This window comes from Myxococcus guangdongensis, from assembly GCF_024198255.1.
Taxonomy (GTDB): Bacteria; Myxococcota; Myxococcia; order Myxococcales; family Myxococcaceae; genus Myxococcus; species Myxococcus guangdongensis.
In genome coordinates, this window is sequence record NZ_JAJVKW010000001.1 from 134,732 (window position 1) to 158,635 (window position 23,904).

General features: G+C 70.1%; 18 protein-coding genes. 6 read left to right on the forward strand and 12 right to left on the reverse strand.

Annotated features, from left to right (window positions below; genetic code table 11):
• Nucleotides 1–158 precede the first annotated feature (158 nt).
• Nucleotides 159–1,157 carry a hypothetical protein gene (locus LXT21_RS00575; protein WP_254036130.1) on the forward strand — a complete coding sequence of 333 codons (999 nt, stop codon included), beginning with the start codon at nucleotides 159–161 and terminating at the stop codon, nucleotides 1,155–1,157.
• A gap of 250 nt (nucleotides 1,158–1,407) precedes the next feature.
• A complete protein-coding gene (locus tag LXT21_RS45115; protein WP_323393897.1) occupies nucleotides 1,408–4,599 on the forward strand; it encodes a PAS domain-containing protein in 3,192 nt (1,063 codons plus the stop codon).
• 24 nt (nucleotides 4,600–4,623) lie between these two features.
• Here the strand turns inward: LXT21_RS45115 and LXT21_RS00590 are convergent, their stop codons facing one another.
• The 12 genes from LXT21_RS00590 to LXT21_RS00645 form a co-directional block, all read right to left on the reverse strand.
• Nucleotides 4,624–4,878, reverse strand: a complete 255-nt coding sequence (locus LXT21_RS00590; RefSeq protein ID WP_254036131.1) for a hypothetical protein — start codon at nucleotides 4,876–4,878, stop codon at nucleotides 4,624–4,626.
• A 54-nt stretch (nucleotides 4,879–4,932) separates the two neighbouring features.
• On the reverse strand, nucleotides 4,933–7,194 hold the full coding sequence (locus LXT21_RS00595) for a xanthine dehydrogenase family protein molybdopterin-binding subunit (protein WP_254036132.1): 2,262 nt from the start codon (nucleotides 7,192–7,194) through the stop codon (nucleotides 4,933–4,935).
• Nucleotides 7,195–7,204: 10 nt separating this feature from the next.
• On the reverse strand, nucleotides 7,205–7,669 hold the full coding sequence (locus LXT21_RS00600) for a (2Fe-2S)-binding protein (protein WP_254036133.1): 465 nt from the start codon (nucleotides 7,667–7,669) through the stop codon (nucleotides 7,205–7,207).
• Nucleotides 7,666–8,319, reverse strand: a complete 654-nt coding sequence (locus LXT21_RS00605; protein WP_254036134.1) for an Isoquinoline 1-oxidoreductase subunit — start codon at nucleotides 8,317–8,319, stop codon at nucleotides 7,666–7,668. Before LXT21_RS00605 ends, LXT21_RS00600 begins: the two co-directional genes overlap by 4 nt.
• Before the next feature lie 309 nt (nucleotides 8,320–8,628).
• A complete protein-coding gene (locus LXT21_RS00610; RefSeq protein ID WP_254036135.1) occupies nucleotides 8,629–9,102 on the reverse strand; it encodes a hypothetical protein in 474 nt (157 codons plus the stop codon).
• Nucleotides 9,103–9,104: 2 nt separating this feature from the next.
• The gene (locus LXT21_RS00615) at nucleotides 9,105–10,151 is read right to left on the reverse strand and encodes a hypothetical protein (RefSeq protein WP_254036136.1); all 1,047 of its coding nucleotides are present in this window, start codon (nucleotides 10,149–10,151) and stop codon (nucleotides 9,105–9,107) included.
• Nucleotides 10,152–10,387: 236 nt separating this feature from the next.
• The gene (locus tag LXT21_RS00620; protein WP_254036137.1) at nucleotides 10,388–10,939 is read right to left on the reverse strand and encodes a response regulator transcription factor; all 552 of its coding nucleotides are present in this window, start codon (nucleotides 10,937–10,939) and stop codon (nucleotides 10,388–10,390) included.
• Entirely contained in the window at nucleotides 10,926–12,308 is a 1,383-nt protein-coding gene (locus tag LXT21_RS00625) for an ATP-binding protein (protein ID WP_254036138.1), read from the reverse strand. The genes LXT21_RS00620 and LXT21_RS00625 overlap by 14 nt, the downstream gene beginning before the upstream one ends.
• Nucleotides 12,309–12,423: 115 nt before the next feature.
• Nucleotides 12,424–12,942, reverse strand: coding sequence for a hypothetical protein (locus LXT21_RS00630; RefSeq protein WP_254036139.1), 519 nt, complete (start codon nucleotides 12,940–12,942; stop codon nucleotides 12,424–12,426).
• Between the two features lie 47 nt (nucleotides 12,943–12,989).
• Nucleotides 12,990–13,970, reverse strand: a complete 981-nt coding sequence (locus LXT21_RS00635; protein WP_254036140.1) for a HEAT repeat domain-containing protein — start codon at nucleotides 13,968–13,970, stop codon at nucleotides 12,990–12,992.
• A 6-nt stretch (nucleotides 13,971–13,976) separates the two neighbouring features.
• A complete protein-coding gene (locus LXT21_RS00640) occupies nucleotides 13,977–15,188 on the reverse strand; it encodes a hypothetical protein (RefSeq protein WP_254036141.1) in 1,212 nt (403 codons plus the stop codon).
• Nucleotides 15,189–15,309: 121 nt separating this feature from the next.
• Nucleotides 15,310–16,638: a glycoside hydrolase family 2 TIM barrel-domain containing protein gene (locus tag LXT21_RS00645; protein WP_254036142.1), complete on the reverse strand. Its 1,329-nt coding sequence runs from the start codon at nucleotides 16,636–16,638 to the stop codon at nucleotides 15,310–15,312.
• Nucleotides 16,639–16,720: 82 nt separating this feature from the next.
• Here LXT21_RS00645 and LXT21_RS00650 point away from each other — a divergent pair, with 82 nt between their 5' ends.
• From LXT21_RS00650 to LXT21_RS00665, 4 genes are all read left to right on the forward strand, one after another.
• Nucleotides 16,721–21,163, forward strand: coding sequence for a hypothetical protein (locus LXT21_RS00650; protein WP_254036143.1), 4,443 nt, complete (start codon nucleotides 16,721–16,723; stop codon nucleotides 21,161–21,163).
• An 87-nt stretch (nucleotides 21,164–21,250) separates the two neighbouring features.
• Nucleotides 21,251–22,072 (forward strand): bifunctional hydroxymethylpyrimidine kinase/phosphomethylpyrimidine kinase, encoded by an 822-nt coding sequence (gene thiD, locus LXT21_RS00655; RefSeq protein ID WP_254036144.1) that lies wholly within the window; start codon nucleotides 21,251–21,253, stop codon nucleotides 22,070–22,072.
• 119 nt (nucleotides 22,073–22,191) lie between these two features.
• Entirely contained in the window at nucleotides 22,192–22,554 is a 363-nt protein-coding gene (locus LXT21_RS00660; RefSeq protein ID WP_254036145.1) for a YciI family protein, read from the forward strand.
• A 25-nt stretch (nucleotides 22,555–22,579) separates the two neighbouring features.
• Nucleotides 22,580–23,848: an RNA polymerase sigma factor gene (locus LXT21_RS00665; RefSeq protein ID WP_254036146.1), complete on the forward strand. Its 1,269-nt coding sequence runs from the start codon at nucleotides 22,580–22,582 to the stop codon at nucleotides 23,846–23,848.
• The last annotated feature ends 56 nt before the right edge of the window (nucleotides 23,849–23,904 follow it).

The following is a 23,904-nucleotide window of genomic DNA, read 5'->3' on the forward strand; positions in this document are numbered from 1 at the left end:
CAAGGCGCCACGGACCTCGCGGTACATCCGACTACAATCGCAGTCTTGTTTTATCTGCGTCCGCTTGAGTTCCACCTGGGGGAATGGCACACGGGCGCTCCATCCCAGGGCGGCGACACCCGCCGTGGCGCCGTCCTCACCCCGTGGAGGCCCAGACGATGCGTGGGAATCTGAAGCAAGCCATGCTGTGGACGTTGCCGGCGGCCCTGTTGAGCGCGTGTGGTGGAGCGCCCGAGACACCGGCTCCCGACGACGCGGCGCTGGAGCAGGGCCAGTCGGCGCTCGTGTCCGCCCCGCCGACGCCGCCTGGCGGCAACATCGCGGACAGCGTCGTCGACCAGGGCGTGCTGACCGTGGGCGGCGCGGTGGCCGGCTCCCCGGGCGCCCTGCCCGGCTACTTCGGCTACACCGTCCAGGCGAACGCGGGCGCGCAGCTCCGGCTCGAAGTCACGCACCTGGGCAGCTCCATGTACCTGGACACCGGGCTGTTCCTCTACGGCCCCAAGGACGCCAACGGGAGCTTCGGGGTGACGCCGCTCGCGCAGGACGACGACTCGGGCTACGGCACGCTCAGCAAGGTGGAGCTGGTGACGGTGCCGAAGACGGGCGAGTACCTGGCGGTGGTGGGCTTCGTGAACGCCTCCAACAAGCAGTTCCGCCTCGCGGCCTCGTGTGTCGGCGGCACCTGCCTCGTCAATCCGCCGGCGCCCCCCGCGGGCCTCACGCTCAGCTGGCTCGAGCAGCCCATCACCGAGCGGCTCCAGTCCGGGGTCGACCAGGGCAATGCCTGGTTCGAGAACGAGACGGGCTCCCTGCGCAGGCTCGACTACTACTGGACCTTCACCGGGCAGGCCACGCTGGACCAGGCCGTCCAGGCGGTGCTCGCCCAGGGGCGCTACCTCGTCTACCGCAGCGACCCCGCGCCGGCGGTGCTCTCGCTGTCGGAGACGAGCAGCTCCATGTGGTTCCAGTTCCGCCCGCTGCTGCCCGTCATCCTGGAGACGTACGGCAATGGGACGGAGGCGGTGCAGGTGAAGCGCTATTCCCGCGAGTACTCCACGGGCCCCAACGGAGACACCCAGCGCATCCTCTACGTCATGCTCTTCCCCCAGTCGTACAAGGTCATCGTCTTCGAGCAGACGTGGCACGAACTCTGACGCTCGCCTGAAGGCAGGCGGCCCGGCGGGCGCAAGTCCCCCGCCCTCCGGTGTCGCGCGGCCTCCACTGTCACCCGACGACCGCGGGCTCGCCTCCTGGTGGGCCCGCCTCTCCCCGGGGCCAGGGAGGATGTACAGACTCGGCGTGGGTGAGGTGTGCCCGGAAGCGCGCGCGGGCACCGCCCACCCACCACTCATCCAGGGTGGAGCCGGCGAGGGGGGACACCGTGTGCGGGGACCAGGCGCCAGCGTGACGGACGAGGAGGGCATCGAGGGCATCTCCCCGGAGCAGTCCCGCTTCTTCCTCGAGACGATGGTCGCGGGGGCGCCCGTGGGGCTGGCCTTCGTCGACCTGGAGCTGCGCTACATCCACATCAACGAGGCGCTCGCGGAGATCAACGGCGTGCCGCGCCACGCGCACCTGGGCCGCAAGGTCCGCGACGTGGTGCCAGACCTGTGGGTCTTCATCGAGCCACACTACCGACAGGTGCTGGAGCACGGGCAGCCGGTGCGCGACCTGGAGATCGTCGGCGCCACGGCCAAGGCGCTCGGCGTCCCCCGCAGCTTCGTCGTCAACTACTTCCCCGTGCGGGATGCGGGGGGCGCGATGCAAGGCGTGGGCATCACCGTCGTGGAGACGACCGAGCACAAGCTCGCGCAGCAGGCCAACCGGATGAACCAGGAGCGCTTCCGTTCGCTCGTGGAGGCCACGGCCCAGCCGGTGTGGACCACGGACGCCCAGGGGGAGCTGACCGAGCCGGCGTCCCGCTGGATGACCTTCACCGGACAGTCGCGGGGGGCACACCTGGGGCTCGGCTGGCTCGACGCCATCCACCCCGGGGACCGCGTGCGCTTCGTGAAGGAGTGGCGCTCCGCGCTGAAGACGAGCGAGCCGTACCGAGGGGAGGTGCGACTGCAGCACCGCGACGGGACGTGGCGGGACGTCATCCTCCGGGGCGTGCCGGTGTTCGACGACGACGGCCTGGTGCGCGAGTGGATGGCCACGGCCGAGGACGTCAGCGAGCGCAAGCAGGCGGAGCAGGAGCTGCGGCAGACGACGCGCGCGCTCGCGGCGAGTGACGAGCGCTACCGGACCTTCCTGGCCCAGAGCACGGAGGGCATCTGGCGCATGGAGTTCGACGCGCCGCTCGACACACGCCAGTCGGAGGACGCGCTGGTCGACGCCATCATCCGCACGGGCCACATCGCGGAGAGCAACGAGGTGATGGCGCGGATGAGCGGCTTCGACTCCGCTCGCGAGCTGGAGGGCGTGTCGCTGCGCGAGCTCATCCAGCGCGCGGGAGGAGCGGCCGACGCCCTCCGGACCTTCGTCCAGAAGGGCTTCCGGGTGCAGGACATGGAGACGCGCCAGCGGGACAGGCGGGGACTGGAGCGGGTGCGGCTGTCCAACTTCGTGGGCGTGGTGGAGGACGGCTGGCTCGTGCGGGTGTGGGGGACGCAGCGGGACGTGACGGAGCAGGCCCAGGCGAAGCGGGCGCTGGAGCAGAGCCGGCTGCAGGCGCGCCAGCGGGAGCATCAGCTGCGCACCATCACCGACGCGCTGCCCGCGCTGGTGGCCTACCTGGACCCGGAGGAGCGCTACCTGTTCTGCAACCGCGCCTTCGAGACCTGGTTCGGCGTGAAGCCCAGCAGCGTGATGGGCAGGACGCTGCGCGAGGTGGGCGGGGAGCTGCTCTACCCCATGTTCAAGGCCTGGGTGCGCCGCGCCATGTCGGGAGAGCACGTGGCGCACGAGACGGCGCTCGGCCTGCGCGACGGACGTCAGATTCACGTCCAGGCCACCTTCGTGCCCAGTGAGGACGCGCGCGGCCGCATCCAGGGCTGCGTCGTGCTCATCCACGACATCACGGACCGCAAGCGCACGGAGGCCGAGGTGGAGGCCCAGCGCGCGCGGCTCTACGACGTGTTGATGAACGCGCCCGCGGCCATCGCCATCCTCTCCGGCCCGGAGCAGACCTTCACGCTGGTCAACCCCAACTTCCGGCGACAGGCGCAGAACGCGGAGCTGGTGGGCACGTCCCTGCGGGACCTCGCGCGGGAGAGCGAGCAGGCCCGGGCATACTCGCTCTCGCTCGACCAGGTCTTCGCGTCGGGGCGCCCGATGACGCACACGGAGACGCCGCAGCTGTTGAACCTGAACGACAAGGGGTTGGAGCAGCACTACTTCAACATCGTCTATCAACCCCTGAGGGACGCGCGGGGCGAGGTGGAATCGGTGCTGTCGTTCTCGCTGGACGTGACGGACCAGGTCCGGGCGCGCTACCAGGCGGAGGAGCTGGCCGCGCACCTGGCAAGCCAGCAGAAGTGGCTGGAGTCGCTGCTGCACATGACGCCGATTGCGTTGCTCATGATGGAGCCGGGCACGGGGAGGATTCTCTTCGCGAACCAGGCGGCCCATCAGCTCGCGGGGGGCGAGCTCGCGCTCGGTGTTCCCGTGGAGCGATACCGCACCGTCTACGACATCGTCGACGACCACGACGCCCCGCTGCCCAACGAGCGCATGCCCGTCGCGCGGGCGGCCCGGGGAGAGATGCTGCGCCGGGAGCCCGTGCGCTGGCGGCTCAAGTCAGGAGAGGTGCTCGACATCCTGGTGGACTCCGAGCTGCTGCCCGCCATGCACGGCCATCCCGCCACGGTGGTGCTGGCGCTCCAGGACGTGACGCGGCTGAAGGACACGGAGGTGCGGCTCCAGGAGGCGGTGCGCCTGCGCGACGAGTTCCTCACGGTGGCCTCGCACGAGCTCAAGACGCCGCTGACGCCGCTGCAAATCAAGCTCCAGGGGCTCGCGCGAGAGGCCAGCTCGTCCACGTCCGAGGAGCACCTGCGTCACAGCGTGATGCGAGCAGCGGAGAGCACGTCGCTGCAGGTGCGCAAGCTGGCCGCGCTCATCAATGACTTGCTGGACGTCACGCAGCTCGCGGGCTCACCGCTGCCGCTGGAGCTGGGGCGGGTGGACCTGTCCGCGGTGGCGCGGGAGGTGGCGGAGCAGCTTCGCGCGCAGGCGGCGCAGGCGGACAGCGTGGTGGAGGTCGAGGCGCCCGTGGCGGTGGTGGGACGGTGGGATGCGCGCAGGTTGGAGCAGGTGGTGCGAGGGCTGGTGTCCAACGCCATCAAGTACGGGCCCGGCAGGCCCGTGCGCATCCGTGTGGAGGAGCGAGGAGGCCGGGGGCGCATCTCGGTGAGCGACGAGGGCATCGGCATCGCACCCGAGGACCAGGAGCGCATCTTCGAGAAGTTCGGCCGCGCCGTCCCCGCGCGCAACTACGGAGGCCTGGGATTGGGGCTCTTCATCAGCCGCCGCATCGTGGAGGCGCACCAGGGCTCCATCCGCGCGGAGAGCCGGCGGGGCCACGGTGCCACGCTCATCGTCGAGCTGCCGCTCACCGGGCCCGAGCCCACCGCGCCGCCGTCGATTCACTGACGGGACATCAACAGGTCCCTCCGCTCAGTTCTCCTGGCAATCCCAGCGAAGTCCCGCGGAGGTGTTCTTGCAAATACACACACCCACGGTTCCATTCGACTGCCACGTGCACTCAGCGATGCGCAGGCGGCAGGACTGGCCGTCCATTGCTTCGCAGGCGGGCAACTCCAGCGCGAGCGACTCCGACATCATGACCTCGGACCCGTCGCCTTCGACGTCGCCACCACATCCGGCCAGCAACGCCACAGCCAACACTCCGCGAATGACGAACGTCTTCATGGTGTCCCCCGGACAGACTTTCTGGAACTCCAAGAAGCCTAACATCAAGTCCGGTTACACGGGAACCGTCCGGACGATGGGCAAATCCCTCACACGCGTACCCGTGAGGGCGAAGAGCGCGTTGGCGATGGCGGGGGCCACGGGTGGCACGCCCGGCTCGCCCACGCCGCCCGGGGGCGCGTCGCTCTGGATGATGTCCACGTGGATGGCCCGTGGCGCCTCGGCCATGCGCACCAGCTTGTAGTCGCGGAAGTTCGACTGCTCCGTCGCGCCGCCCTTCATCGTGATGGCGCCGTAGAACGCCAGGCTCATGCCGAAGATGATGGAGCCCTCCATCTGCGCACGCACGCGGTCCGGGTTCACCACCAGCCCCGCGTCCACCGCCACCCACGCCTCGTCCACGCGCGCCCGTCCCGCCGCGTCCTTCTTCATCGACACCACCACGCCCACGTAGCTCAGGAAGCTGCGGTGCGCGGCGAGCCCCAGCGTGCGGCCGTTCTTCTCGCGCTCGCTCCAGCCCGACATCGCCGTGACGCGCTCGATGACCCCGCGCAGCCGCTCCGCGTTCACCGGATGCGCCTCCACCGGCGCGCCGTAGTTCGGCAGCGTGCTGACGCCCAACTCCGCCACGGACACGAGGCGCGGAGGCCCAATCACCTCCAGCAGGTTCTCCCGAGGGTCCACCCCCCGCGCATGCGCCAGCTCGTCCATGAACGAGCCCACCGCGAAGCCGTGGAAGATGTTGTTCACCGAGCGCAGCCAGCCGATGCGCACCTTCGCCAGCGCCTCGCCCATCTCCGCGCGCACGTTCGGAATCGCCAGCGCCAAATCCAACACGCCCTGGTTCAAGTCCCTCGCCACCGGCCCCGTCACGTCCTCGGAGAACGTGGAGCGGATGGCCGGAAACGACGTGCGGTGCAGCCACGCCGTCGGCTTGCCCGCCGAGTCCAGACCACAGCTCAGCCGCTGAGCGCTGGCCGAGTGGTAGTAGTCATGACGGATGTCGTCCTCGCGCGTCCACTGCACGCGCACCGGCACGCCCGCCATCTTCGCCAGGTGGACCGCCTCCGCGACGAAGTCCGCCTTCGACTTGCGTCCGAAGCCGCCACCCAGCAGCGTGACGTTCACCGTCACCTTGTCCTCGGGCAACCCCGAGGCCTGCGCCGCCTCGGTGCGCGCCGCCTGCGGATGCTGCGAGGGCGCCCACACCTCGCAGACCCCATTCGCCACCCGCGCCAGCGCCACCGGCGGCTCCATGGGCGCGTGTGACAGGTGCGGCGCGTAGTACTCCGCCTCCACCACCCGAGCGGCGCTCGCGAGCGCCTTGTCCACGTCCCCCACCGTGCGCGCCGGCTTGCCCGGCACCCGCACCGACTCCAGCAGCGCCTCGCGATACTTCACCGAGTCGTACTCGGCGTTGGGACCATCCTCCCAGGTGATGTCCAGCGCCGCGCGGCCCCGCATCGCCGCCCACGTGTTCTCCGCCAGCACCGCCACCCCACCCCAGCCCTGGAAGACGTAGGGCCGCTTGGGAACGGGCAGCTCCAGCACCTGCTTCACACCCGGAATCGCGAGCGCCTTCGCGGCATCGAAGCGCACCACCTTCCCGCCGACGACGGGAGGGCGCGCCACCACCGCGATGAGCATGCCCGGCAGCTTCAGGTCCGCGCCGAAGACGGCCGTGCCCGTGACATAGGCCGGCCCGTCCAGCAGCGGCAGCTCCTTGCCCACGTAACGCAGCTCCGACGAGGGCCGCAGCGCCACCGACTCCGCCTTGGGCACCGGCAGCTTCGCCGCGTCCGCCACCAGCTCCCCGAAGCCCAGCGAGCGCGAGCCGCGCTTGTGGAACACCGCGTGGTCCCGCGCCTCGCAGTCCGAGGCCGGCACCTTCCAGCGACGCGCCGCCGCGGCCACCAGCATCTCCCGCGCCGTGGCGCCCGTGCGGCGCAGCGACTGGTACACGCCCCGGATGCTGCTGGAGCCATCCGTGTTCTGGTCGCCGTACACGGCGTCGCCCACGGCCTGCACCACCTTCACCCGCGCCATGTCCGCGCCCAGCTCGTCCGCCACCACCACCGGCATCGAGCTGCGGATGCCCTGCCCCATCTCCGAGCGGTGGCAGACGATGGTGACCTGGCCATCCGAGGCGATGTGGACGAAGACGTTGGGCTTGAGCTCCGCGGGCTTCCCCTTCGCGCCAGGGGCCGCGCCCGCGAGCGTCACGGTGGGCACCACGCCCAGCGCCAGCCCTCCCACCGAGAGGTTGAGCCCTTCGAGGAAGGAGCGCCGGGAAATCAACTCAGGCTGTTGGCTCATCGCGTCCTCGTCACTTCGCGTCGGGCGTGCCCGCGGCCTTCTTCACGGCCGCGCGGATGCGCGTGTACGTCCCACAGCGGCAGAGGTTGCCCGCGAGCGACTGGTCGATGTCCTGGTCCGTCGGCTGGGGCTTCTTCACCAGCAGCGCCGCCGCGCACATGAGCTGTCCCGCCTGACAGAACCCGCACTGCGGCACGCCCATCTCCACCCACGCGCGCTGGAGCGGATGCGTCCCGTCCGGCGACAGGCCCTCGATGGTGGTGACGCTGTGCCCGTCCGCGCGGCGGATGGGCGTCACGCACGCGCGCACCACCTGCCCGTCCAGGTGCACGCTGCACGCGCCGCACAGCGCCTCACCGCAGCCGTACTTCGTCCCGGTGAGCCCGAGCACGTCGCGCAGCGCCCACAACAGCGGCATCTCCGGGTCCACGTCCAGCACCTGGTCCACGCCGTTGACCTTCACGCGAATGCTCATGGCCGCGCCTCCTCGCTGGGGCACTCCGCGCCCGTCTCCACCCACGCGCCCACCAGCGCGCCGAACTGTTCCTGCGTGCCCGGCGCGGGCTCCCGCCCGGAGCCCGGCGTCCAACCCCACGCCACCAGTTCGTCATGCGCGTTGTGCTCGACGATTTGCGCCAACGTCTTGCCTCCGTTCCTCGCGGGGTCCTTGAGCTGCTCGCACACCTGCCGGGGGCTCTTCCCCACCCAGGCCATGGACAGCGGCGCCAGGTGCCAGTTCGGCGCCCCCGGCACGCGCGTCAGCGCCTGGTTGCGGTCCTGGTGACAGCCCGCGCACTCCATGCCCACGACACCGAAGCCCTCGGGGCCTCGCGTCACGGGCGGGTCATGCGGCTTGAAGCCCATCTCCTGGAAGGGGCTGTTCCCATCCGGGTGGCAGTTCGCACAGCGCGGGTGCAGGAGCACGCGGCTGGCCTCGAGGAACAGCGCCCGAGAGCGCTGCTTCGGGTCCTCGATGCGCTGGAACAGGTCCAGGGAGCGCAGCTCGCGGGCGTCCACCCGCGGAAGGGGCTCCCACTGCGCCGCCTCGGGTTCAGGCTGACGCCGACATCCTTCGGCGCCCGCGAGGAAGAACACGGAGGCCATGACCGGAAGGGCGAGCTTCATCGCGACAAGGTTCTGGCATGTCGCTTCCCTGCTCAAGCCGAATGTTCCACCGACTCCCACCACTGAACGGGGAGGTGGGAGACCCACCCCTTGTCCCGCTTCACCGGCTGGCGGGGTCGCGAGGACGACGCGTCTTCCCGCTCGGGCGTCGAGCGCGTCGCACCGGAGGCGCGGATGACGCCTCTCGAGGCCCCTGACGGGTCAGCTCCGACAGCACGGCCGTCGGGGCCCGCTTGGGACCGGGCGCCCGGGGCACCGACGGAGCCACCATGAACATCATCCAGAGGAAGTCATACATGGGCGAGGACCTCAGAAACCTCGAAACAGGGGACGCCCCTGGGACAACCCGGCCCACGGGATGGCGCACGCGACCAGACACATCGCGACGAGCAGCCCCACGGCCCAGGCGCGGTGACGTGAAACGGACACCTCCGCGCGCTGGCTCAGCGCGGACCCCACGTGCGCGGCGACCAACGCCAGCAGCATCAGTATCGGGTGTTCGATGCCGAAGAAGCGCAGCGTCGGGTGGGCCAGGCTCTCGCGCAAGCCGCCCTCCAGCGAGAACGGCGTGAAGGGGCTCACGCCCGAATAGAGCACCATCCCCAACAACATCTGCGTGTCGAAGGCGGAGACGCAGAAAACCTGGAGCCGCCGGTCTCCCCCCGTCCACTCACGCCCCCAGCGCCAGCCCACGAGCGCCCTGCCCAGCGCGAGCACGCCCAGCAGCACCACCGCCCAACGCACCCACGAATGAAGGAAGAGCACCACCGGGTACGCGCTCACGCTCACCTCTCCGCCGTGGTGGGCATGGACTCAATCCAGCGCTGGACGAGCCCGCGCCCCTGCTCGTCCACCACATGGGTGCCGATGGGAGGCATCTGGACGGGAAGTCCGCGAGCGCTCATGCGATGCAACAAGGTGCTGCGCTTCACATCCCCCGGAGCGATGCGGGGCACGGCGTCCCCGAACAGGCCCGTGGTGCGGAAGATGGAGCGCACGCCCACCGCCGTCTTCCACGCATCCGTCAGGTGCACGGCGCCCAGCTCCGCGGCCTCCAGACGCAGCAGCAGCCCGCCTGCTCCGCCCAGCGCCAACGGGTTGGTGTTGTGGCAGGACACACCGCAGTTCATGTGCAGGTAGCCCAGCGCCGCGCGGTCCACCTCGCTCCCCGGGATTCGCGGCGGGTGCGCGGGGGGATGGGTGAGCAGGCCCTCCTCCACGAGCTTCGCCAGCGTCAGTCCCCGCGCAGCCTCGTGCCCGAGCGCCACGGCCTCGAAGCCGAGCACCTCGTCCTCACGCCCTCCGTGACACGACAGGCAGTCCGTCTGGCTCGGGATTTCATGGCCCGGTGTCCCTGGTACGTTCTTCTCGCCGTCGGTGAGCTCGGTGGCCTGCTGACCGTCGTCGCTCCAGCGGTACGTCGTCCGCAGCCACTTGCCCTCGGGCTTCTTCCACAGCAGCCGCGTCTCGATGGGCCGCCCCTTCCAGCGGAACTCCTTCCAGAGCTTCGTGCCTGGAGGAAAGCGCCACTCGTCCGGGCGCGATGAGTCGATGCGAGTCCCGGGCGGCAGCTGGATGAAGCGAGATTTCTCCAGCCCGTCGCTCCAGAGCTGCAGGCCGGGCGCGTAGGCGTGAATCCCGGCGGCCACCGTGCGCTTCTCCCAGCCCTTGCCACCCTCGCCGTAGAGGCCCGTGCAGGCCAGGTGCTGCACCCCTCCGCCCTCGCAGACGATGCCTCCATCGACGGCCTTCCAGCCGGAGTTCCCTCGCGAAGAGCGACGCTCACAGCCCGGAGCGAGGAGGACGAGGACCAGGAGACAGACGATGCGCACGCCACCACACTAACGAAGGAGGCCGGCCGCATCGTGCGTCTTGGTGACGCACCCCGCGTCGTCCGCCTGCTGCCGCACGGGGTGCGTGGACAGCACCCACGAAGGGCGCCGGTCGCATCGTGCGTATTGGTGCCCCCGCGTCGCCCGACTCACTGCCGCACAAGGAGCGTGGACAGCACCCACGAAGGGCGCGGGCCGCATCGCGCGTCTTGCTTGCGCACCGCGCGTCGCTCGACTCATTGCCGCACGGGGTGCTTGGACAACTTGCGCTGGAGGCTCCGTCGTTGGATGCGCAGCAGACGGGCGGCCTGGGAGATGTTGCCGCCACAGTCCGCGAGCACCCGCTGGATGTGCTCCCACTCCGCGCGCGCCAGCGAGGGCACCTGGTGCTCCAGGGCCGCGGCCTCTCCGGCCGGCAGCGTGGCGCCGGCGAAGGCCAGCAGGATGTCGTCCACGTCCACGGGCTTGGAGAGATAGTGCGTGGCGCCTCGACGCACGGCCTCCACCGCCGTGGCGATGCTCCCGTAACCGGTGAGGACCACCATCGTCGTCCGCGCATCCAGTGCCTTGAGCTCGCGCACCAGGTCCAACCCGGAGCCGTCCGGCAGCTTCAGGTCGATGACGGCGTAACCGGGGCGCAGCGACGGCGCCAGTTCGAGCGCCTCCTTCGCGCTGCCCGCGCCGTGGGCGGTGAAGCCCTTGCGCCCGAAGGCGCGCACCAGTCGCTCGCGATAGGGCTCGTCGTCGTCGATGACGAGCACCACCGCGGAGGTCTCAGGCCGCTGCATGGACAGGCTCCCTCCGGCACGGCAGCACGAGCGTGGCGCGAGTGCCCCGGCCCTCCTCCGTATCCAGCTCCAGCCGTCCGCCGCACAGCTCCGCGAACGTCTGCCCCAGGAACAACCCCAGCCCCATGCCCTGCCCCGCTGGCTTGGTGGTGAAGAACGGCTCGCCCACGCGCTCCAGCACCTCGCGGGGGATGCCCGTGCCCTGGTCCTCCACCACGAAGGCGGTGCCCTCGGCGTCACCGTGCACGCTCAACGTGACGGGCGCCTGCGACGCCTCGCTCGCGTGCAGCGCGTTGCGCACCAGGTTGGCCAGTACCTGCACCAGCCCGCGCGTGGGGAAGAAGAGCGACACGTCGGGCCCTTCCGTGAAACGCAGCCGCGAGAGTTCCCCGGCCGACAGCTGCTCGCGCAGCAGCCCGAGCACCGCGCCCGTCGTGGTGCGCTCGGGCACCTCGCCGTAGGTCTGCCCCGCGCGCGCGCTCATGCGCTCCAGGATGTCCCGGCAGCGCTCCACCTGGTCGCGGATGAGCCGCGCGTCCTCGAGCGCCTCGTTCGGCTCCTCCTGGATGAGCGCCTCCAGTTCGTTGGCCGCGATGGCGATGGTGCCCAACGGAGAGCCCAGCTCATGCGCCGCGCCCGCCGCCAGGGTGCTCAGCGAGGCCAGCTTCTCCGCCCGCGCCGCGAGCAACTGGGCGCGCACCAGCGCCTCCTGCCTGTCCCGAAGCGCCGCGGACACCCTCGCCACCATCAACGCGATGAGCATCACCGTCAGCGAGAAGGCGACCCACAGCCCCAGCACATGGCGCGAGTGCGGCGGCATGGGGCTGGCGACATGGGCCACCTCGGCCAGCGGCACGTGCCACTGCATCAGCAGCATGGGCCCCAGCACGGACAGCATGGACAGGCAGACAATCCAGCGGCGCCCCAGCACGAGCGCCGCCAGCGACACGTGCACCAGGTACAGCATGGCGAACGGGTTGTCCGGCCCCCCCGAGAGCGCGAGCATCGCCGTCAGCAGCATCGTGTCGAACGCGAGCACGCCGCCCAGGTGGTGCGTCTTCACCACGGGCCCCCGACGCAACCACAGCGTCAGGAGCAGGTTGGACACGCCTGTGGTCGCCACCAGCGCGAGCAGCGGCACCACGGGCAGGTCCAGCTTCAGCCCGCGCACGGCCACGATGATGGTGAGCCCCGTGCCCGCCACGGCGTGCCAGCGCAGGCGCACCAGCCACCGCAGGGCAATCGCGCTGGACGACAGCAGGTCCACCATGTCCTGCGCGGAGCGGTGGAAGGCGGAGCGAGGCGGAGGTGGTCTCGACGCCGGCGAGCCACGCGGGGCCGCCTGCGAGTCGGAGGGCGGGCGGAACACGCCTCCTTGTAACCCGTAAGCCCCCGGTCCGCGAGCGCGTCAAGTTGACGCAGGGGCACCGGACCAGGGAGGAGGAACACGACGCCCTGCTTCCCTGGCCGGTGCGGGGCTCGGACTAGATGTAGCCCATCAGCTCACCACGGTCCAAGGCCTCGCCCTTCGACGTGTACGAGGAGTACCAGGACGTGTTCTTGGTGCCGTACTGGTCCTTCTGGAAGTGGGAGTGGGGACCGGTGGCGTTGCCCGTGCCACCCAGGTTGCCGACCTGGCAGCGATTGCACGTGCGGTCATACGAGTCACTGGTCTTGATCCAATGCCACTGCCGGAAGGACCACCCGTTGCCGAGGTTGAGCTTCGCCTCGTTCTGGTTGCCGCTGCCGTTGCCGTTGCACACCACGCCCGAGGTGCGCACCGTCACGTTCCAGTAGACGGTGGCGGACACGCCCGTCTCCGCCCCCCAGTAGTTGCAGCGCGAGTTCGCCACGTCCACGGCGCCGTGGTACGTGCCGCTCGAGTAATACGTGGTCGCCGTCACGGTGCTCGGATAGGGCGCCACGGCGGTGTACGCGAGCGCGGCCGTGGGAATGGAGACCAGGGCCGCCAGCGCCATCAGGCGCGACTTGGAGCTACGCATCGTTGTTCCTTTCGGGCCGGCTGTGCGGCCCCCAGAAGGACTGCTGCTCAGCGAGCCTGACGCAACCGCTGCTTCTCCCTCAGGAGCAGGCTCCACTCCTGAAGACCGGTACTCAACGCGCCAATCCAGGCGTCGACCTCGGGAACCAGTCGCGGGTCGACACTCCGCAGCGCTCGCAACTCCGGCACCGCGCCCTGGAACCCCAGCCGCGCGAGGCTCTGGAGGATGGCCGTCCGCACGCCCACGTCCTGCTCGGAGCGATACAGCGCGCCGAGCGTCTGACGCGCCCGCGCCATCTCCGACGCGGGCACACCGCCCAGCGCCGTCGCCGCCGACGCGCGCACCCGCGCGTCCTCACTGCCGAGCAGCGAGTGCAGCGCTCCGGCGGAACCCGCGCCGATGGCCGCGGTGGAGAGGTTGCCCAGGATTCTCGCCGTCACCTTCGGGTCGCTCGACGCCGCGGCCGCCGCCACCGCCAGGTCCGAGGACGGCCCGTGCATCCCCGCGTAGACGAACTGGTTGTCCTCGATGAGGTTCGTCGCGGCTTCCTCGCGGACCTCGGGCGACGAGTCCCTCACCAGCTGCGAGTACAGGTCCCCGGTGTGCTCCTCCGCGCTCGTGCGCCGCAGCGCGCGCGTGGCGGCCGCTCGCACCGCAGGGTCCGCGTCCCCGAGCGCGCGCTTCGCCACGAGCTGGAGCGTGCCCGGACTCTCGCCCCGGTCCGTCTTCGCCGCCAGCGCCACCGCCAGGTGCTCCACCATGACGGGCTCCGTCTCGCGCTCGAAGGCCGCGCGCAGCTGCGCCTCCGACAGCGTGACGGCGGACTCCTTCAGGAGCTCGCGCAGATAGCGCCGGTACGCGGGCGACTTCGATTGGAGTCCGCGACGGATGGAGTCCATCAATCCCTCCACGGAGCACGTCTCCGGCTGGAGCGTGGGAGGCGGCGCGGCCCAGGACGGGAAGGACAGCAGGAGCGACGACAGGGCCAGCAGGCGGAGGGCCCGACGAGGAGACGAGGTGCGCGTCATGGGGGCTCAGTCGTGGTGGAGACAGCCGAGGGGGTCCTGGTCCGCCAGCGCGTTCCACACGCGCTCGAAGTCCACGACGCCGCTGGCGTAGACGCGCTCGAAGTCCTGGTAGAGCGGCTGGAAGCGTGGGTCGAGGAGCGCCATCTTCGCCATGACGGGAAGCGCCTCACGCCCCGCGGCGCGCGCGGAGAAGCGGAACAGCGCCCACCTCACGCACACGTCCTTCTCCGGTTCGAAGGCGCGCGTGAAGGTGTCCAGCACCTTCGCCCGGTCCTCGGACACGGCCAGGTTGTGCGCGGCGGCGGCGCGCGCGTCGGGGCTGCCCTCGGAGGTGAGCACCTTCGCGTAGCCGTCCGTGGCGCGTGCATCCAGCACCGGCGCCGTCTCCATCGGCGTGGAGAGCGCCATGTAGCGCACGTGCTCGTCGAGCGACTGCGTGCCGATGCTCAACAGCGACTCCAGATAGGGCGCCGCGTTCGCCGTGCGCCCATGGTCGTTCTTCATCACCCGGGCGATGGTCCGCGCCGCCGCCCACCCCGCCTCACCCGAGGCCGGGTCCCTGGCGAAGTCCGACAGCTTCGACAGCGCGTCGGCGGAGAGCTCTTTCTGCGTGTCCAACGCGGACAACACACCCGCGCGACGCTCGGGCGACAGCTCCTGGTCCAACCCCAGCTCCAGGATGCGCCGCGACACATCCGGCAGGTGCACCGCGTCCGAGTCCTTCAACGCCATCGCGAAGACCTTGAACTCCTTCGGCCCCGCCTCGCGCGTCCACTCCAACACCTCTCGCGCCTTGCCCGCGTCGCCGCCGATGAGCTCCGTCAGTCGCTCCTTGAGGTACATCCGGACCAGCGGGTCTCTCGACGCCAGCAGCGGCGCCGCCCACTCGCGGAACGTCTCCAGGCTCACGCCGTCATTGAAGCGCTCCAGCTCCCGCCAGCAGGTGGTGGCGTCATACCGGGGCGCCGCCTCGACGGCCTCCTCCTGCGCCACCCCTGCTGGGATTTGCCCACCCGCGCGAGCCCCCTGACGCGGCGCCCCACCCCCGGGCGCGACGCCAACACCAGACACCGGATTCGAAGGCGCGGAGTCCCCACGCCAGAAGGCCACCACCCCCACGACCAACACCAGCAACAGCCCACCCACGAGCACGGCGACGACGCGATGACGCGACAGCCGGCCCGAGGAGGTGGAGCGCGAAGACGTTTCGGGACGCATGCCGCGCCGACCCTACTACGCACTCCAACCCTCCAAACCTTAAAATCTCAGAAATCAGACAATTACAGTATTTCCACGAAGATACAATTCGCTCTGTCATTGCACGACACAGCGGAGCGGCTCATGGCGCAAAGAAAGGCACCACGGAGGTGGTGGCCATCATCAGGTTGCCGGAGGCGTCCTTCGCGAGCCCGTACAGCTTGATGGGACCCTTCACTGACGGAAGCTTCACGCGCCACGAGCCCGGGGTTGCACCGGGCGTGGAGCGCAGGCGGATGACCTCCCCGCGCTCGAAGCGGGTGGCGGCGCCCCGGAAGTTGTACGCGAAGGAGATGTCCAGCGGCCGGCCCTTCGGGTCCTTCACCTCGAAGGCCACCTCCGCCCAACTGCCCGAGGCCTCCTTCTTCACACCCTGGACGACGAGCGCGCCCACCTCCGGCAGCGGCGGCTCGGGCTTCTGACCGGTGTAGGCCTCGCGCACGGCGTGCCACGCGGGCCGCGTCGACTTGTCCGACAACATGCCGAGCCACAGGCTGGTGTGGTCGAACGTCGAGCTGAAGTTGAAGACGAAGAGCCCCAGACAGTCACCGGCGCGCACGTGGGGCGCGAGCAGCGTGTTCCACGCGTCGACGATGACGGCGTACTTCTCCCGGTCCTCGGGCTCGCGAGGGACACCTCGCTCATCCTTGGGCGCATCCCACTCGCCCTGTGCGCCGAACTCGGTGATGAGCCAGGGCTTGGTGCCGCCCTCCTTGCGCAGCGCCTCCGGCAGCACCTGGAGCCCCCGTCCATAGACATTGAGGCCATAGGCATCCAGCGACGGGACGAACTTCTCCCACCACTTCACCGCGAGCACCCACGCATCCACCGAGATGACCGGGTGCGAGTCGTCCACCTTCTTGATGTCCCGGACCACGCCCTCCAGGAAGCGGGCGTAGGCCTCCTTTGACGCGTCATTGGGGCTGTTGAGGATGACCTCGTTGCCCACGCCCCACGCGAGCACCGCCGGGTGGTCCTTGTAGCGCCGCACGCTCTCGAGCGTGTCCTCGCGCTGCTTCTTCATGCCCGCCGTGTCGGTGAGGTAGTCGAACGAGTCGTCATCCTCCGCGCCGGGCTGGCCATGCCGCATCCACAGCCCGACGAGCACCTTGAGCCCGTGCTTGTGCGCCGCGTCGAGCAGGGGCTGCGTCTGCGGCCCCACTCCCCAGGTCCTCAAAGTATTGACGCCGAGCGCCGCGAGCCGCGCGCAGTCCTGCTCGTACGCGGCCGAGCCCGCGCTGCCGCTGAACGTCACCCCCTTGGCGACGTAGGGGCGACCATCCACCTGCAAGCTCCAGCCGCCCTCCCCTTTCACCAGGGTGGTCCGGGCCTCCGCCACCGGACCAACAGACATCACCACCGCGAACAGCCACACCAGGACGACGCCAGGACAGCGAAGTGTAGGGGCCATGGGCGCGGAGGATAACGCCAGACAAATCGCGGGAAGAAATCCACCCGGGTCCGTTCAGCACGCCAGCAAAGGACCAATCACGATGAACTTCTTGCGAAACACCCGCCGGGACCGGCGGAGATTCTGGGGCCTGGCGGCCGCGCTGGTGCTGGGCGCCTGTGGCGACAACGGCCTGCCGGAGACCGCCCGTCCGGCGGGCGACGAGCCGTTGGAGACGGGGACCACGGCGCAGCCGCTGGCCTTCTCCTCGCCCATGGACTTCTCGGAGCTGCGAGGGCTGCCCGCCGCGCCCGCCTCCATGGACACCACGGTGGGCGAGCTGCTCGCGGTGCTGCCCGACCCGCGCTTCGCCGACCTGCGCGGCGTGCTCCAGACGCGCCACCAGCCGACCGACAAGGTGCGCCTGCTGACGTCCTACGCGCGCGACTACCCCGTCTTCCTCAAGGGCAACCAGGCCCTGCTGCCCCAGGCCGACGGCGTCATCGCCACCCAGAGCCCCGTCGTCACCTGGCAGACGCTGGCCTCCAACGCCTGCTCCTCCACCCACGCGTGCGCCAACCTGTTCGAGGTGACGCAGCAGGAGACGGGCGCGCTCGAGCACAAGGTCATCGTCATCGTCGCGCCCGTGGTGGAGCTGGCGGGCCCGGTGCAGACGGGCGGCGCCACCCTCATCGTCGCCTCGGGCGGATACACCTCGCGCGGCTTCTCGGTGCGCACCACGCCCGGCCCGCGCACGCCGCAGCAGGACACGAACCTGGCGGACCTCATCGTCCCCCCGGGTCGCGACGGCCAGAATGGCGGCAGCTTCGTGCTCTACACCAACGTCCTCAACGGCGTGCGCGTCGCCACCGCCGGAGAGAAGGGCGAGGACGGCTGGGCGGGCATCGACGCCGTGGGCAACCCTCCCACCACCACCATCACCGGCAACTACGGTCCGGACCCGAAGGTGAGCTGCGCCGGCACCCCCACCTCGCAGGCCGGCCACGGCAGCAACGGCGGCAAGGGCGGCCGCTCCGGTGACGTCGTCATCCGCTACACCTCCCTCATCGGTCCTGGCCTCGTCAACGAGCCCCACAAGTCCTCGCCGATAACGCCCGAGCAGTGCTTCCAGGACGAGGATGGCCCCTGCCACAGCCTGCGCTGCCGCTGGAACCCCGCCATCGCCCTGTGTGACTTGCGCACGGAGGCGGACAACACCCAGTGCAGCGACGGCATGGACAACGACCTCAACGGCTACACCGACTGCGAGGACTACGCCTGCTCCAAGAACCCGCACGTCACCGTGTGCGCGGACGCGTCCTGGGGCCCCATCCAGCGCGAGTCCTCCGCGGAGGCCTGCAGCGACGGCAAGGACAACGACAACGACGGGAAGATCGACTGTCTGGACCCGGAGTGCAGCCAGCGCGGCTTCTGTCAGCTGGGCCGCCTGGCCAACAGCGAGTTCTCCGAGGACGCGTGCTCGGACGGCGTGGACAACGACGGTGACGGCTTCGTCGACTGCGCCGACTTCGGCTGCAAGAACTACTCGACCACCTGCGGCACCGCGGGCGAGGGCGGCGACGACGAGTGCACGGACCTCATCGACAACGACGGCGACGGGCTGGGTGACTGCCAGGACCCCGGCTGCTACGGCAACGCGTACTGCGGCCTGGGCCCGGCGCTGCTGCTCACCACGGGCCTGGAGGAGACGAGCGACGTGGCGTGCTCGGACGGCGTGGACAACGACGTCGACGGCGACGTGGACTGCGCGGACAAGGAGTGCCGCTACAACCCCCGCGTGCAGAGCGCCTGCGGCAGCGAGCGCACGGTGCTCAACTGCTCGGACGGCATCGACAATGACGGCGACGGCAAGGTGGACTGTCAGGACCCGGGCTGCGCCGGCAACCCCTACGTGAAGGTGTGCGAGCCGGACACCTACCCGTTCCTCCAGGAGGCCACCGCCGCCACCTGCTCGGACGGCATCGACAACGACGGCGACCACTATCCGGACTGCGCGGACTTCCAGTGCAACAACAGTCCGCTGACCGGCAACGTGTGCGGCCCGCAGGAGAACACCTTCGTCCAGTGCACGGACGGCCTGGACAACGACAACGACAACCTCAAGGACTGCGCCGACCCCACCTGCCGCAACAGCCCCTTCTTCGGAGACCTGGCGTGCAGGAACCAGATCCAGACCTGGCACGACGTGTCCCTGGGTGACTCCTACAACGGCCGCTACGTGGACACCCGCGCGGAGCTCGTCACCTCGGCGGCGCCGGCAAGCAAGAAGGGCCTGGCCGGCAAGCGTCTGTTCAAGACGGTGCCGGTGGTGGTGCAGGAGGCGCCCCCGGGCAGCTGCGAGTTCTATGACGACTACCTCTGCGTGCCCCGCGATGAGACGCGCACCTGCTACATCGGCACCAAGGCCAACGACGGCGCGGTGGGCGCCGCGGGCACCACCGGCACGCAGAAGGTGCTGCGCTCGATGCGCCGCGACGTGGACATGCTGCGCGCCCTGCTCGCGCCCCAGTCCTGGCGCGTGTCCCAGTCCCACGCCAACGCCCTCTTCAAGCGGGGCGAGCTGCAGCGCGCAGGCTTCCACTACCTGCAGAACATCATGGAGATGGGCGGCATCCTGGCCCAGGCGGGCCTGGTGTGTGACGAGGTGCCCGCGGCGGGCCGTCCCTTCGCGGACCTGTACCTCTACGGCTCGCTGTGCCCGCTGATGGCCCACGACGTCACGCGCCTGAGCTTCCTGCAGAGCCAGCGCAACTTCTACGGCCTGGCCAAGGACACGCCCTTCAACCCTCACCTGCGCTACGAGCAGCTGCGCTCGGAGTTCGACGCGCTCTACGGCGTGCTCGACAGCTCCGTGAACCAGTGGCTCACGCTGGCCAACGGCACGCAGCTGTCCGCGTGGATGACCCAGAACCAGGCCACGCTCAACGCGGAGGTCGGCGTGCTGGAGGCCGAGAAGCTGGTGGCCGACCAGCGCATCACCGTCGCGAACGCCTCCATGGCCGCGCTCCAGCAGTCCATGAACAACCGCAAGGCGGCCATCCAGCTCCTCACCGAGAACATCCAGGCCACCGACCAGCGCATCACCAACCACTACAACACCAGCAAGGGCTTCGGTGAGTTCGTGCTGGACCTCATCGGCAAGGTGGCCGCGGCGTACGGCGGCGAGTTCCTGGCGGACCTGGCGGGCAAGGCGGCCGAGTCCCTGTGGAGCGAGGTGAAGAAGAGCTTCAAGTCGGAGTCCACCGGCACGCCCGTGGCCGGCGCGGGCGCGCCCAGCAGCGAGGGCAGCTCCATCCAGACGCTGCTGTGGGAGGCCATCAAGACGAGCACCACCGACGCCGCCAAGAGCAAGCCCTTCAAGGACAAGCTCAAGAGCGGTGGCACCGAGCTGTGGGACATCGTCTCCGGCAACCAGAAGAAGCCCGCGCGCAGCATCATCTCCGACGAGGTGAAGAAGGAGATCCTCGCCCAGTCCCAGGTGGAGATAACGCTGGACCTGATGGACCTCCAGGCCCAGGTCACCAAGGCCCAGGCAGAGCACCGGCTGGCGCTGATGGAGCGGGACATGGTGACGCTGCGCCAGCGCAACTCGGTGGCCGCGCGCGACGCGCTCAACGACATCCTGGCCTTCGGCAACGGCACGGAGCTGCGCAAGTTCGACCAGCTGCTCATCGGCCAGCAGGTGTACGCCCGCGCGCTGCGCACGCTGGACCAGCTCTCCATCCGCTACTGGGAGCTCATCCGCGTGGCGGAGTACCAGTACCTGCCGTTCGACGCGTCCACCGGCGACAGCGCCATCCCCGCGACGTTCCGCGACAACTACGACTTCAACCTGGCCAACTACCCGGACATGAAGACGCGGCTGGTGCAGCACCTGGACAACCTGCCCTCGCACACGGTGATGAGCCTGACGCCGTACTACCGCCGCGTGGCCGCCACCGACTTCCACCCGCTCACCGTCAACGAGTCCGAGCGCATGAAGGCGCTGGGAGACCTGGTCACCGGCGGGACGACCTACCGGGCGGCGCGCTTCCAGGTGACGCCCACGGACGTGAATGCCTCCACCGTGCTGTCGCTGCGCAAGGGCCACCGCGTGCGCAACGTGCGCGTCAACGTCGTCACCACCACGGGCGCCTCCGTGTCCGTGCCGGCGGTGCTGGTGCGCGACACCATGGACGGGTTCAAGCTCGGCAACTACTTCGCCGAGTTCGAGCTGGTGGACCGGGACGACTACACCTCCGGCGGGACGCGGCAGGTGCTGCACTACGTTCCCTTCACCGCCTGCGTCTCCGGCCCGCCCGCGTGCGACGTCGCCAACCCGGCGTGCTCCACCCCGTTCCAGGGCGCGGCCTTCACGGACGCGTGCAGCGTGGCGCCGGGCGGCTCCACGCCGGCCAACAACTCCTTCTATGACCGGAGCCTGTTGGGCGAGTGGACGCTGCTCATCGACACGGCCAGCTTCACGGGCCTGGGCGATGTGCGCGCCGCCGAGGTCGTCTTCATGACGGCCGGCATCACCATCTAGTCGCCTTGACTCCGGGTGCGGGCCCGCGGACATCCGCGGGCCCGCGTCCGCCAAAAGGGGTGGCTCCCTGGAGCGGGCCGGCGCAGCATGCGCCCCATGGAGACTCCCAAGCGAGTGCCGACGGCGCTCACCATCGCCGGCTCCGACAGTGGCGGTGGCGCAGGCATCCAGGCGGACCTGAACACCTTCTCGTATCACCGGGTGCACGGCACCACCGCGCTCACCGCCGTCACCGCGCAGAACACCCGGGGTGTCACCCGGGTGGACGTGCTCCCCGCCGCCGCCGTGGCCGCGCAGGTGGACGCCGTCGTCGAGGACCTGGGCGTGGGCGCGGTGAAGACGGGCATGCTCGTCAACGCGGAGATCATCTCCGTCGTCGCGTGGCGGCTGAAGTCGTTGAAGCCGGGCCCGCTCGTGGTGGACCCGGTCATGGTGTCCCGCGCGGGCGCGCGCCTCATCGACGACTCGGCCGTCGGCGCCCTCAAGGAGCACCTGCTCCCGCTCGCGGACGTCGTCACGCCCAACCGGCACGAGGCGCAGCTGCTCGCCGGGATGGAGCTGCAGACGCTCGAGGACATGAAGGAGGCCGCCCGGCGCATCCACCAGCTCGGTCCCCGGGCGGTGCTCGTCAAGGGCGGTGGCATGTCGGGCGAGCTGCGCGGCCTGGACGTCTGGTTCGACGGGGAGCGGATGGAGACGTTGTTCCTCCGCTCGGTGAAGACGCACAACACGCACGGCACGGGGTGCACGCTGTCGGCGGCCATCGCCGCGTGGATTGCGCTGGGACAGGCGCCCCTCGAGGCCACCCGGCGCGCCAAGACGTTCGTCACCTCGGCCCTGGAGCACCCGCTCCCCCTGGGTCAGGGCCATGGCCCCTTCAGCCACTTCTCCCCGCTCGAGCCCTCCTGAGGGCCCGGGTGGAAATGGGCCGGAAAATCCCTGGGGAAATGGGCGGTCGATTTCCGGCCGGCCTGTTCGACCCAGGGCCGGGAGACTTCACTCCCCTTCGTCACCGTGAGGATGGACCCATGAAGTACCTGCTGATGCTCTTCGAGAACGAGAAGGCCTGGGACGCGCTGCCGCAGGAGGAGGCCCAGAAGGTGCTGGAGGAGTACATGGCCTTCAGTGAGTCCATCGAGAAGAGCGGGAACAACATCGCGGGCGAGGCGCTGCAGCCGACGTCCACGGCGACCACGGTGCGCGTGCGCGACGGCAAGCGGCTGACGACGGACGGGCCGTTCGCGGAGACGCGCGAGCAGATGGGTGGCTTCTTCCTGGTGGAGGCCAAGGATTTGGACGAGGCCATCGCCCTGGCCTCGCGAATCCCCGCGGCGAAGTCGGGCTGCGTGGAGATACGCCCGGTGATGGACTACTCCGACGTCATGGGCTGAGGCCCGGGCGCGGAGCGAGTCGTCCATGGAGGACGTGCGGTCCATCGTCGAGCACACCTACCGCGCCGAGCATGGCCGCATCGTGGCCATGGTCATCGGCGCGATGGGTGGGGATTTCGCCTCGGCGGAGGAGGTGGTGCAGGAGTCCTTCGAGGCGGCGCTCCAGCAGTGGCCGCGCGAGGGGGTGCCGCGGGAGCCTCGGGCATGGCTCCTGCGGGCCGCGCGCAACAAGGCGGTGGACCGGGTGCGGCGCGGGGTGCGGCTCGGGGCCCGGGTGGATGCATTGGAAGTCGTGGCGAGGCTCGAGCAGGAGCTGGCGGCCACGCCTGGGGGTGAGGACTGGCAGGCGCATCCGGACGACTCGCTGCGGTTGCTCTTCACGTGCTGCCACCCTTCCCTCGCCGTGGACGTGCAGGTGGCGCTGGCGCTGCGCACGTTGTGCGGCCTGACGACGGAGGAGGTGGCGAGAGCGTTCCTCGTGCCACCCGCGACGATGGCGCAGCGGCTGGTGCGAGCGCAGCGCAAGATTCGGGATGCGCGCATCCCGTATGTCATCCCGGAGCCGGACGCGCTGGGCGAGCGCACCCGGGGCGTGCTGCATGCCATCTACCTGCTCTTCTCGGAGGGACACTCGGCGACGCAGGGCGCGGAGCTGGTGCGCGTGGACCTGTGCGAGGAGGCGCTGCGACTGGCCCGGCTGACGTGCCACTTGTTGCCCCGCCATCCCGAGACCACCTCGCTGCTGGCGATGATGCTGCTCCACCATTCCCGACGTCACGTGCGGGTGGCCGAGGATGGAGGGCTGGTGCTGTTGGACAGACAGGACCGTGGGCGATGGGACGCGGCGAACATCGCGGAGGGGCTGGCCCTGCTCGACGGTGCGTTGGCGCTGGGCGCCTTCGGCCCGTACACCGTGCAGGCCGCCATCGCGGCGCTGCATGCACAGGCGAAGCGGCCGGAGGAGACGGATTGGGAGCAGATCGCCGCGCTCTACGAGCGGCTGGCGAAGCTGACGCCAGGGCCGGTGGTGGAGCTCAACCGCGCGGCGGCGGTAGCGATGGCGAAGGGCCCGGCGCAGGGACTGGTGTTGGTCGACGACCTGGAGTCGTCCGGACGGCTCACCGAGCACCACCTGTTGCCCGCGGCCCGAGCGGAGCTGCTGCGCAGACTGGGACGCACGGACGAAGCCGTGGCGGCCTATCGCCGCGCGCTCGCCCTGGTGCGCACGGAGCCAGAGCGTCGCTTCCTCGAGGAGCGGCTGAAGGAAGTGCTGGCGGACGTGCCGCCGACTTGAGTGCCCCGGCACGTCGCGGAGCGAGGCTCGTGCCAGCTCGCCTCCCGTTGAAGCAC

Bases quoted from the DNA above. Each gene is read 5' to 3' on its own strand.
- LXT21_RS00645 (WP_254036142.1), bottom strand. From the start codon at position 16,638: ATGGCCCCTACACTTCGCTGTCCTGGCGTCGTCCTGGTGTGGCTGTTC.
- thiD (WP_254036144.1), top strand. From the start codon at position 21,251: ATGCGCCCCATGGAGACTCCCAAGCGAGTGCCGACGGCGCTCACCATC.
- LXT21_RS00660 (WP_254036145.1), top strand. From the start codon at position 22,192: ATGAAGTACCTGCTGATGCTCTTCGAGAACGAGAAGGCCTGGGACGCG.
- LXT21_RS00590 (WP_254036131.1), bottom strand. From the start codon at position 4,878: ATGAAGACGTTCGTCATTCGCGGAGTGTTGGCTGTGGCGTTGCTGGCC.
- LXT21_RS00595 (WP_254036132.1), bottom strand. From the start codon at position 7,194: ATGAGCCAACAGCCTGAGTTGATTTCCCGGCGCTCCTTCCTCGAAGGG.
- LXT21_RS00635 (WP_254036140.1), bottom strand. From the start codon at position 13,970: ATGACGCGCACCTCGTCTCCTCGTCGGGCCCTCCGCCTGCTGGCCCTG.
- LXT21_RS00630 (WP_254036139.1), bottom strand. From the start codon at position 12,942: ATGCGTAGCTCCAAGTCGCGCCTGATGGCGCTGGCGGCCCTGGTCTCC.
- LXT21_RS00620 (WP_254036137.1), bottom strand. From the start codon at position 10,939: ATGCAGCGGCCTGAGACCTCCGCGGTGGTGCTCGTCATCGACGACGAC.
- LXT21_RS00605 (WP_254036134.1), bottom strand. From the start codon at position 8,319: ATGAAGCTCGCCCTTCCGGTCATGGCCTCCGTGTTCTTCCTCGCGGGC.
- LXT21_RS00665 (WP_254036146.1), top strand. From the start codon at position 22,580: ATGGAGGACGTGCGGTCCATCGTCGAGCACACCTACCGCGCCGAGCAT.
- LXT21_RS00600 (WP_254036133.1), bottom strand. From the start codon at position 7,669: ATGAGCATTCGCGTGAAGGTCAACGGCGTGGACCAGGTGCTGGACGTG.
- LXT21_RS00640 (WP_254036141.1), bottom strand. From the start codon at position 15,188: ATGCGTCCCGAAACGTCTTCGCGCTCCACCTCCTCGGGCCGGCTGTCG.
- LXT21_RS00575 (WP_254036130.1), top strand. From the start codon at position 159: ATGCGTGGGAATCTGAAGCAAGCCATGCTGTGGACGTTGCCGGCGGCC.
- LXT21_RS00650 (WP_254036143.1), top strand. From the start codon at position 16,721: ATGAACTTCTTGCGAAACACCCGCCGGGACCGGCGGAGATTCTGGGGC.